Origin of the sequence: Streptomyces sp. NPDC127117, assembly GCF_042677325.1 — a bacterium.
GTDB lineage: Bacteria > Actinomycetota > Actinomycetes > Streptomycetales > Streptomycetaceae > Streptomyces.
Genome location: NZ_JBHXTM010000079.1, coordinates 22,614 through 30,704 on the forward strand (window position 1 = coordinate 22,614; position 8,091 = coordinate 30,704).

5 protein-coding genes are annotated in these 8,091 nt (G+C 71.2%); 4 read left to right on the forward strand and 1 reads right to left on the reverse strand.

Annotation, left to right across the window (positions count from 1 at the left end):
* Positions 1–66: 66 nt before the first annotated feature.
* Complete coding sequence (locus ACFVH0_RS37510) at positions 67–1,059, reverse strand: aldo/keto reductase (RefSeq protein WP_385827746.1); 993 nt, start codon at positions 1,057–1,059, stop codon at positions 67–69.
* A 130-nt stretch (positions 1,060–1,189) separates the two neighbouring features.
* Between ACFVH0_RS37510 and ACFVH0_RS37515 the strand changes: the two genes are divergently transcribed.
* The 4 genes from ACFVH0_RS37515 (at position 1,190) to ilvN (ending at position 7,892) form a co-directional block, all read left to right on the forward strand.
* On the forward strand, positions 1,190–2,158 hold the full coding sequence (locus ACFVH0_RS37515) for a 2-hydroxyacid dehydrogenase (protein ID WP_385827748.1): 969 nt from the start codon (positions 1,190–1,192) through the stop codon (positions 2,156–2,158).
* A gap of 185 nt (positions 2,159–2,343) precedes the next feature.
* Positions 2,344–5,268, forward strand: coding sequence for a putative bifunctional diguanylate cyclase/phosphodiesterase (locus tag ACFVH0_RS37520; protein ID WP_385827750.1), 2,925 nt, complete (start codon positions 2,344–2,346; stop codon positions 5,266–5,268).
* Positions 5,269–5,485: 217 nt separating this feature from the next.
* Positions 5,486–7,342: an acetolactate synthase large subunit gene (locus ACFVH0_RS37525; RefSeq protein ID WP_385827751.1), complete on the forward strand. Its 1,857-nt coding sequence runs from the start codon at positions 5,486–5,488 to the stop codon at positions 7,340–7,342.
* A 22-nt stretch (positions 7,343–7,364) separates the two neighbouring features.
* Positions 7,365–7,892, forward strand: coding sequence for an acetolactate synthase small subunit (gene ilvN, locus ACFVH0_RS37530; RefSeq protein ID WP_072486863.1), 528 nt, complete (start codon positions 7,365–7,367; stop codon positions 7,890–7,892).
* The last annotated feature ends 199 nt before the right edge of the window (positions 7,893–8,091 follow it).

Sequence of the window (8,091 nt, forward strand, 5' to 3'; positions counted from 1 at the left end):
GCCCCGCCCCGGGGTTCCCGATGCCCGCCGATTCTGCCGCCCGGCGCGCACCCGCGAGGGCGGATCTCAGTCCCACGACCCCTGCGCACCGGGCAGCGCGGCGATCTCCGCCAGGTCACGCGCGGTCAGGTCCAGCCCGGCAGCCCCCGCGTTCTCCACCGCCCACCGCTCCCGTTTGGTTCCCGGCACCGGCACCACGTGCGGCCCCTGCCGCAGCACCCAGGCCAGCGCCACCTGCGCGGCACTCGCCCCGTGCCGCTCGGCGATCCGCCGCAGACCGACCACCACCGGCTGGTTCGCCGCCATCATCTCCGCCGTGAACCGGGGGTGCCGGGCCCGCAGATCGTCCGGCTCGAAACCCTGCCCCGGCGTCAGCGTGCCGGTCAGATAGCCGCTCCCCAGCGGCATCGCCGCCAGCAGCCCCACACCCCGCGCCGAACACCACGGAAGCAAGGACTCCAGCGCCTCCGGCGACCAGACCGAGAGCTCCGCCTGCACCGCGCTCACCGGGAAGACCTGCTGCACCCGGTCCAGCTGACGGATCGTTTCGTCGTACATCCGCGACCCCGGCCGGCGTGAGGCCCGCGCCCCGATGGCGCAGAGCCCGAGCGCCCGCACCTTCCCCGCCGTCACCAGTTCCGCCATCGCGCCCCAGGTCTCCTCGACCGGCACCTCGGGGTCGGCCCGGTGCAGCTGGTACAGATCGATCACATCGGTCTGGAGCCGGCGCAGCGAGGCGTCGCAGGCCCGTCGCACATAGCCGGGACGGCCGTTGGCCACGATGTGCTGGTCGCCCACCAGCAGTCCGCACTTGGTGGAGACGAACGCGTCCGACCTGCGGCCCTTCAACGCCCGCCCCACCAGCAGCTCATTGGTGAAAGGGCCGTACATGTCGGCCGTGTCGAGCAGTTGGACACCCGCGTCGAGCGCGGCGTGCACCGTACGCAACGCACGGTCACCGCGTTGCTGCGAGGCGCTGTACGCCCAGCTCATCGGCATACAGCCGAGACCGACCGCCCCCACGGCGAGCGCCGCCGCACCGAGACTCCTGCGCTCCAACTCCCCGACCCTCCCCAGGCCCGCCGCCGAACCGGGCCCATGCCCCGCCTCGCGGGACCGCACCGCACCCCAAAGTAACCTCTGCCGCCCGCCCGGCCGTGCACGGCCTCCGGCGTTTAGCCTCCTGACCATGACTTCGACGAACACTCCCGACGTGACGAAGACGCCCGACGTGTGGCTGCCGTTCCCGGCCGACGAGGTGCCAGGGCTCCCCGAAGGGCTCAACTACCGGCTCTGGGACGGCGGACCGGACTACCCCGCCGACCCGGCCGACTGCGCCTTCTACGTCGTGCCGTACATGAAGGGCGCCGCCGTCGCGGTCCGGCCGCTGGCCGGCATGACGTCCGTCCGGGTCGTGCAGACACTCTCCGCGGGCATCGACCACGTCGAGCCCGCGCTCGGCCTGCTGCCGGCCGGGGCGCTGGTCTGCAATGCCAAGGGGGTCCACGAGGCGTCCACCGCGGAACTCACCCTCACCTTGATCCTCGCCTCCCTGCGGGGCGTTCCCGGCTTCGTCCACGGCCAGGACAAGGAGGAGTGGCGGTCCGGCTTCTACCCCGCGCTCGCCGACAAGTCCGTGCTGATCGTGGGGTACGGATCCATCGGCGCCGCCATCGAGGACCGGCTCGCGCCCTTCGAGTGCGCGCGGGTGGTGCGCGTCGCGCGCTCCGCGCGGACAACCGCACGCGGCCCCGTGCACGCGCTCGACGATCTGCCCGCGCTGCTGCCCGAGGCCGATGTCGTGGTGCTGTCCACCCCGCTGAACCCGTCCACGCAGGGGCTGGTCGACGCGAAGTTCCTGGCCACGATGTCGGACGGGGCGCTGCTCGTGAACGTCGCCCGGGGCGGCGTCGTCGACACCGAGGCGCTGCTGATCGAACTCCGGTCCGGCCGGCTGCGGGCCGCCCTCGACGTCACCGACCCGGAACCGCTGCCCGCCGGCCACCCTCTTTGGCATGCTCCGAACGTCCTGATCACTCCTCACGTGGGCGGCAGCACGTCGGCCTTCCTGCCGCGCGCCAAGCGGTTGCTGGCCGGGCAGCTGAGCCGGTTCGCCGCGGGGGAGCCGGTGGAGAACGTGGTACGCACCACCGGCTGACCACGCTGCGCAGGCCCCTCGTCGCGCACCGTTCCGGAGAACTCCCAGGTCGTCACGGAGAGTAGAGGAACTATGTCCCTGCGTGACGAGTCTGGTGTATCGTCCCGAAAGGGGCGCTGCGCCGTGGAAGGGACGGCGCCGGGGAGGACGCGACACGCGAGGGGGCGACGGGCGATGTACGGCCGATGGGTGCACGATCCGACACCGCCGGGCAGCCGACGGGGACCGGCGGGACGCCGGGTGCGCGCGCACCCGACGACACCGGGGGCGCCCCGGTGAGCGCGCCGGCCGACGCCCTCGGGGCCCTCCTCTCCAGGAGGTCGGCCGTGGGCGGCGCGTCCGCGCTGGTCTGGCAGATCCTGCTCGGCGTCGTCTGGGCCGGATACGCCGTGGGAGCGGTCCTCGGCTGGGGCTCGCCGCAACTGGCCCTCTTCATGGGGGACTTCGGCCTCAGCGCGGCGGCGCTGATCGCGGCCGTCTCCTGCTACCGGTACGCACGGGCCGGCTCCGGCGGGTTCCGGCCCGCCTGGCTGCTGTTCGCGCTCTCCTCGTTCATGGCCTCCGCCGGCAACGCCGTCTGGGGCTGGTACGAGGTGGTGCTCGGGCGCCCCGTACCCACCCCCTCGCTCGCCGACGTCTTCTTCCTCTGCTTCGCCCCGCCCGCCATCGTCGGGCTGCTGGTCCTCGCCAAGCGCCCGGTCACCCGGGCCGGCTGGCTCTGTCTCGCGCTGGACTCCTGGCTGATCGGCGGCTCGCTGCTCACGCTCTCCTGGAGCCTCGCCCTCGCCCACACCGCGCAGCTGGTGGACGCCGAGGGCGCCAGTGTGGCCCGCGCGGCCCTGGCGCTGGCCTATCCGCTGCTCGACATCGTGCTGGTCTCCATGGTGCTGGCGCTGCACTTCCGGCGCTCCAACGTCAACCGCTCCGCAGTGAACACCGCCGTCGCCGCACTCGCCCTGACGGTCCTGTCCGACGCCCTGTTCACCTCACCGCTGCTGCGCCAGACCTACCACTCCGGCCAGATGCTGGACGCGGGCTGGTTCGCGGGCTCGCTGCTCCTTGCGTACGCCCCCTGGGGCGCCAACAAGGCCGCGGACAACGCTTTCCCGCCCCGGAGCACACAGCCCACCAGCCGCCCCATCGCGGGGTCGCTGGCCGCGCTGACGCCCTATCTCGCCGCCGCGGTCTGCACCCTCGGCATCCTCTACAACGCCGTCGAGGGCCGCCGGGTGGACCGGGTGGTGATCCTCACGGGCTGCACGGTGGTGCTCGCGCTGGTCGTACGGCAGGGCATCATGCTCGTCGACAACATCGCCCTCACCCAGGAACTGGCGCAGAAGGAGAACCACTTCCGCTCCCTGGTGCAGGGCTCCAGCGACGTGATCATGATCGCCGCCCCCAACGGCGTGCTGCGCTACGTGAGCCCCGCCGCCGCGGGGGTGTACGGGCGCGAGGCCGACGAGCTGGTCGGCGCCGAGCTCGCCTCGATCATCCACCCCGACGACCTGGGGCGGGTGGTCCACGAAGTGCGCCGGTTCCTCGCCGCCCCGCCGAGCGAGGAGCCCACCACCCGGATCGAGTGCCGCTTCAGATCCGGTACGGGGGACTGGCTCAATGTCGAGTCCACGGTCAACCGCCATCAGGGCGGGCTGATCCTCAACAGCCGCGACGTGACCGAACGGGTCCGCCTCCAGGCCCAGTTGCAGCACAACGCCGAGCACGACCCGCTCACCGACCTGCCCAACCGGGCCCTGTTCACCAAACGGGTCCGCCAGGCCCTCGGCGGCCGCCGCTCCGGCGACTCCGGCACCGCCGTGCTCTTCATCGACCTCGACGGCTTCAAGGCGGTCAACGACCGCCTCGGCCACCAGGCGGGCGACGAGCTCCTCATCCAGGCCGCCCGCCGCCTCCACGAGTCCGTCCGGTCCGGCGACACCGCCGCGCGCCTGGGCGGCGACGAATTCGCGGCGATCATCCTCGGCGACGGCACCCGCGACCAGCCCGCCCGGGAGTGCCAGGTCCACGAGATCGCCGACCGGCTGCGCCTCACCCTCTCCCAGCCCTACCGGATCGGCGCCGGTGAGGTCAGGGTCGCCGCGTCCATCGGGGTCGCCTTCGCCGAACCCGGCATCACCCCCAGCGACCTCATGCGCAACGCCGACCTCGCCATGTACCGCGCCAAGGCGGGCGGCAAGGACCGCGTCGAGCTGTACGCCCCGCAGATGCAGGCCGATGTGGTGCGCCGCTCCGAGCTGGCAACCCGGCTGCGCACCGCCCTGCGCGACGGCGAGTTCGCCCTGCTCCACCAGCCCGTCGTGCACCTCGCCAGCGGTACCGTCGCCGCCGTCGCCGCCCAGGCCCGCTGGCGGTCCGCCCAGGGCATCCTGTTCACCCCGGCCGAGTTCCTGCGCGTCGCCGAGGACAGCGACCGCACCGCCGAGCTGGGCCGCTGGCTCCTCGAAGAGGCCGTCGAGCAGGCCGCCGACCGGGCCAGGGCCGGACACCCGGTCTCCGTCGCCGTGCGGCTCTCCGCCCGTCGGCTCCTCGACAAGGGCATGCCGTTCGGTTCCGTGGAGGCACTGCTCACCCGGCACGGACTGCCCTCCGGGGCGCTGATGATCGAGGTCGCCGACAGCGACCCCCGGATCTCCTTCGACGAACTGGAGCAGCGTCTCGTGGCCCTGCGCCGCATCGGCGTCCGCATCGCGCTCGACGGTTTCGGCAGCGGCTACGCCGCGATCAACGCCCTGCGCCGCCTCCCCATCGACGTACTGAAACTGGACCGCGGTCTCGTCGAGGGCGTGGTGGAGTCCGCCCGGCTGCACAAGATCACCAGCGGCCTGCTGCGCATCGCCTGCGATCTCGGCATGCAGTCCGTGGCCGACGGGGTCGACGTACCGGAGCAGGTCCTCGCGCTGCGTGCCATGGGCTGTACGCACGGCCAGGGAATGGCCTTCTCCGGGCCGCTCGACGAGTACCGGCTGCGCCGCGCACTGGCCCGAGGCGAGTTCCCGGTGCCCGGCAGCGCCATGGCCCAGCCCGTCCTGACGGGCGGCTCGATTCCGCTCCTCAGCGGCTCACATGCTGAGACGCCCGTCCCACCCACTTGACACGCCAAGTGCGTCGGAGAGAGGGTCATTGCCATGCGCACCCGAATTCTCGTACTTGGAAAGCGCGTCGGCTGAAGCAGAGTCCCACGATGGCACTCTGCAGACCACACCGACGCGCTCCCCTCGCTTGCCTCACGGCACGAGGGGTTTTTTGTTGCACCGGCACCACGCAAACTGTTGCAAAACACCCGCAGAAACCCTCAGCTTCGAGAAGAGAATGCCGATGACCGAGCAGGCCACCGGGGCCCACCATCCCCAGCCGCGGGCCCGTAACGGCGGATCGTCCCCCGCCACCGTTGAGCACGTCACGGGCGCGCAGTCCCTCATCCGCTCCCTTGAGGAGGTGGGGGCCGACACGGTATTCGGCATTCCCGGCGGCGCCATCCTTCCGGCGTACGACCCGATGATGGACTCCACCCGGGTCCGCCACGTCCTGGTCCGCCACGAGCAGGGCGCCGGACACGCCGCCACCGGCTACGCGCAGGCCACCGGCAAGGTCGGCGTCTGCATGGCGACCTCCGGCCCCGGTGCCACCAACCTGGTCACCCCGATCGCCGACGCCCACATGGACTCCGTCCCGCTGGTCGCGATCACCGGCCAGGTGGCCTCCAAGGCGATCGGGACGGACGCCTTCCAGGAAGCCGACATCTGCGGCATCACCATGCCGGTCACCAAGCACAACTTCCTGGTCACCAGGGCCGAGGACATCCCGCACACGATCGCCGAGGCCTTCCACATCGCCTCCACCGGCCGTCCGGGCCCCGTCCTCGTCGACATCGCCAAGGACGCGCTCCAGGCGCAGACCACGTTCAGCTGGCCGCCGACCCAGGACCTGCCCGGCTACCGCCCGGTCACCAAGCCGCACGCCAAGCAGATCCGCGAGGCCGCCAAGCTGATCACCCAGGCCAAGCGCCCGGTGCTGTACGTCGGCGGCGGTGTCATCAAGGCGGGGGCCACCGCCGAACTCAAGGTCCTCGCAGAGCTCACCGGAGCGCCCGTCACCACCACGCTGATGGCGCTCGGCGCATTCCCCGACAGCCACCCGCTGCACGTCGGAATGCCGGGCATGCACGGTGCGGTCACCGCCGTCACCGCGCTGCAGAAGGCCGACCTGATCGTCGCCCTCGGAGCCCGCTTCGACGACCGCGTCACCGGCAAGCTGGACAGCTTCGCCCCGTACGCCAAGGTCGTCCACGCCGACATCGACCCCGCCGAGATCGGCAAGAACCGGGTCGCCGACGTGCCGATCGTCGGGGACGCCCGCGAGGTCCTGGCCGACCTGGTCCAGGCCGTCCAGGCGGAGCACACCGACGGCCACGTCGGCGACTACGAGGCCTGGTGGAAGGACCTCAACCGCTGGCGCGACACCTACCCGCTCGGCTACGACCTGCCCGAGGACGGCAGCCTGTCGCCGCAGCAGGTCATCCAGCGGATCGGCCGGCTCGCCCCCGAGGGCACGATCTTCGCGGCGGGCGTCGGCCAGCACCAGATGTGGGCCTCGCACTTCATCCAGTACGAGCAGCCCGCCACCTGGCTGAACTCCGGCGGCGCCGGAACGATGGGCTACGCGGTCCCGGCCGCGATGGGCGCCAAGGCCGGCATGCCGGACCGCACCGTCTGGGCGATCGACGGCGACGGCTGCTTCCAGATGACCAACCAGGAACTCACCACCTGCGCGCTCAACAACATCCCGATCAAGGTCGCGATCATCAACAACGGCGCGCTCGGGATGGTCCGCCAGTGGCAGACCCTGTTCTACAACCAGCGGTACTCCAACACGGTGCTGCACTCCGGCGCGGACACCGAGGGCGTCCCGGCGAAGGGCACCCGCGTCCCGGACTTCGTCAAGCTGTCCGAGGCCATGGGCTGCTACGCGATCCGCTGCGAGGACCCGGCCGACCTGGACAAGGTCATCGAAGAGGCCAACTCCATCAACGACCGCCCCGTCGTGGTGGACTTCATCGTCCACGAGGACGCCATGGTGTGGCCGATGGTCGCCGCCGGAACCTCCAACGACGAGGTCATGGCCGCCCGCGGGGTCCGTCCCGACTTCGGCGACAACGAAGACGACTGAGAGACAGAGAGAGACCGACTCCATGTCCACCAAGCACACGCTCTCCGTCCTGGTCGAGAACAAGCCCGGTGTCCTCGCCCGGATCACCGCCCTGTTCTCCCGCCGCGGCTTCAACATCGACTCGCTCGCGGTCGGCACCACCGAACACCCCGACATCTCCCGCATCACCATCGTCGTGAGTGTCGAGGACCTGCCCCTGGAGCAGGTCACCAAGCAGCTCAACAAGCTGGTCAACGTCCTGAAGATCGTCGAACTCGAGCCGTCCGCTGCGATCCAGCGAGAGCTCGTCCTGGTGAAGGTCCGCGCCGACAACGAGACCCGCTCCCAGATCGTCGAGATCGTCCAGCTGTTCCGCGCCAAGACCGTGGACGTCTCCCCGGAGGCCGTCACGATCGAGGCGACCGGCGGCGCCGACAAGCTGGAGGCCATGCTCAAGATGCTGGAGCAGTACGGCATCAAGGAGCTGGTCCAGTCCGGCACCATCGCCATAGGGCGCGGCGCGCGCTCGATCACCGACCGTTCGCTGCGCGCCCTCGACCGTACGGCGTAGCCGCCACCCCTCTCGCCGCTCGTATGGCGAGACCCGAAAACGTATCTGACGCACCCCGCCGTACGGTGGGACGCAACACCTGCACACCAAGGAGAAACCCAGTGGCCGAGCTGTTCTACGACGACGATGCCGACCTGTCCATCATCCAGGGCCGCAAGGTCGCGGTGATCGGATACGGCAGCCAGGGCCACGCCCACGC

Bases quoted from the DNA above. Each gene is read 5' to 3' on its own strand.
- ACFVH0_RS37515 (WP_385827748.1), top strand. From the start codon at position 1,190: ATGACTTCGACGAACACTCCCGACGTGACGAAGACGCCCGACGTGTGG.
- ACFVH0_RS37520 (WP_385827750.1), top strand. From the start codon at position 2,344: ATGGGTGCACGATCCGACACCGCCGGGCAGCCGACGGGGACCGGCGGG.
- ACFVH0_RS37525 (WP_385827751.1), top strand. From the start codon at position 5,486: ATGCCGATGACCGAGCAGGCCACCGGGGCCCACCATCCCCAGCCGCGG.
- ilvN (WP_072486863.1), top strand. From the start codon at position 7,365: ATGTCCACCAAGCACACGCTCTCCGTCCTGGTCGAGAACAAGCCCGGT.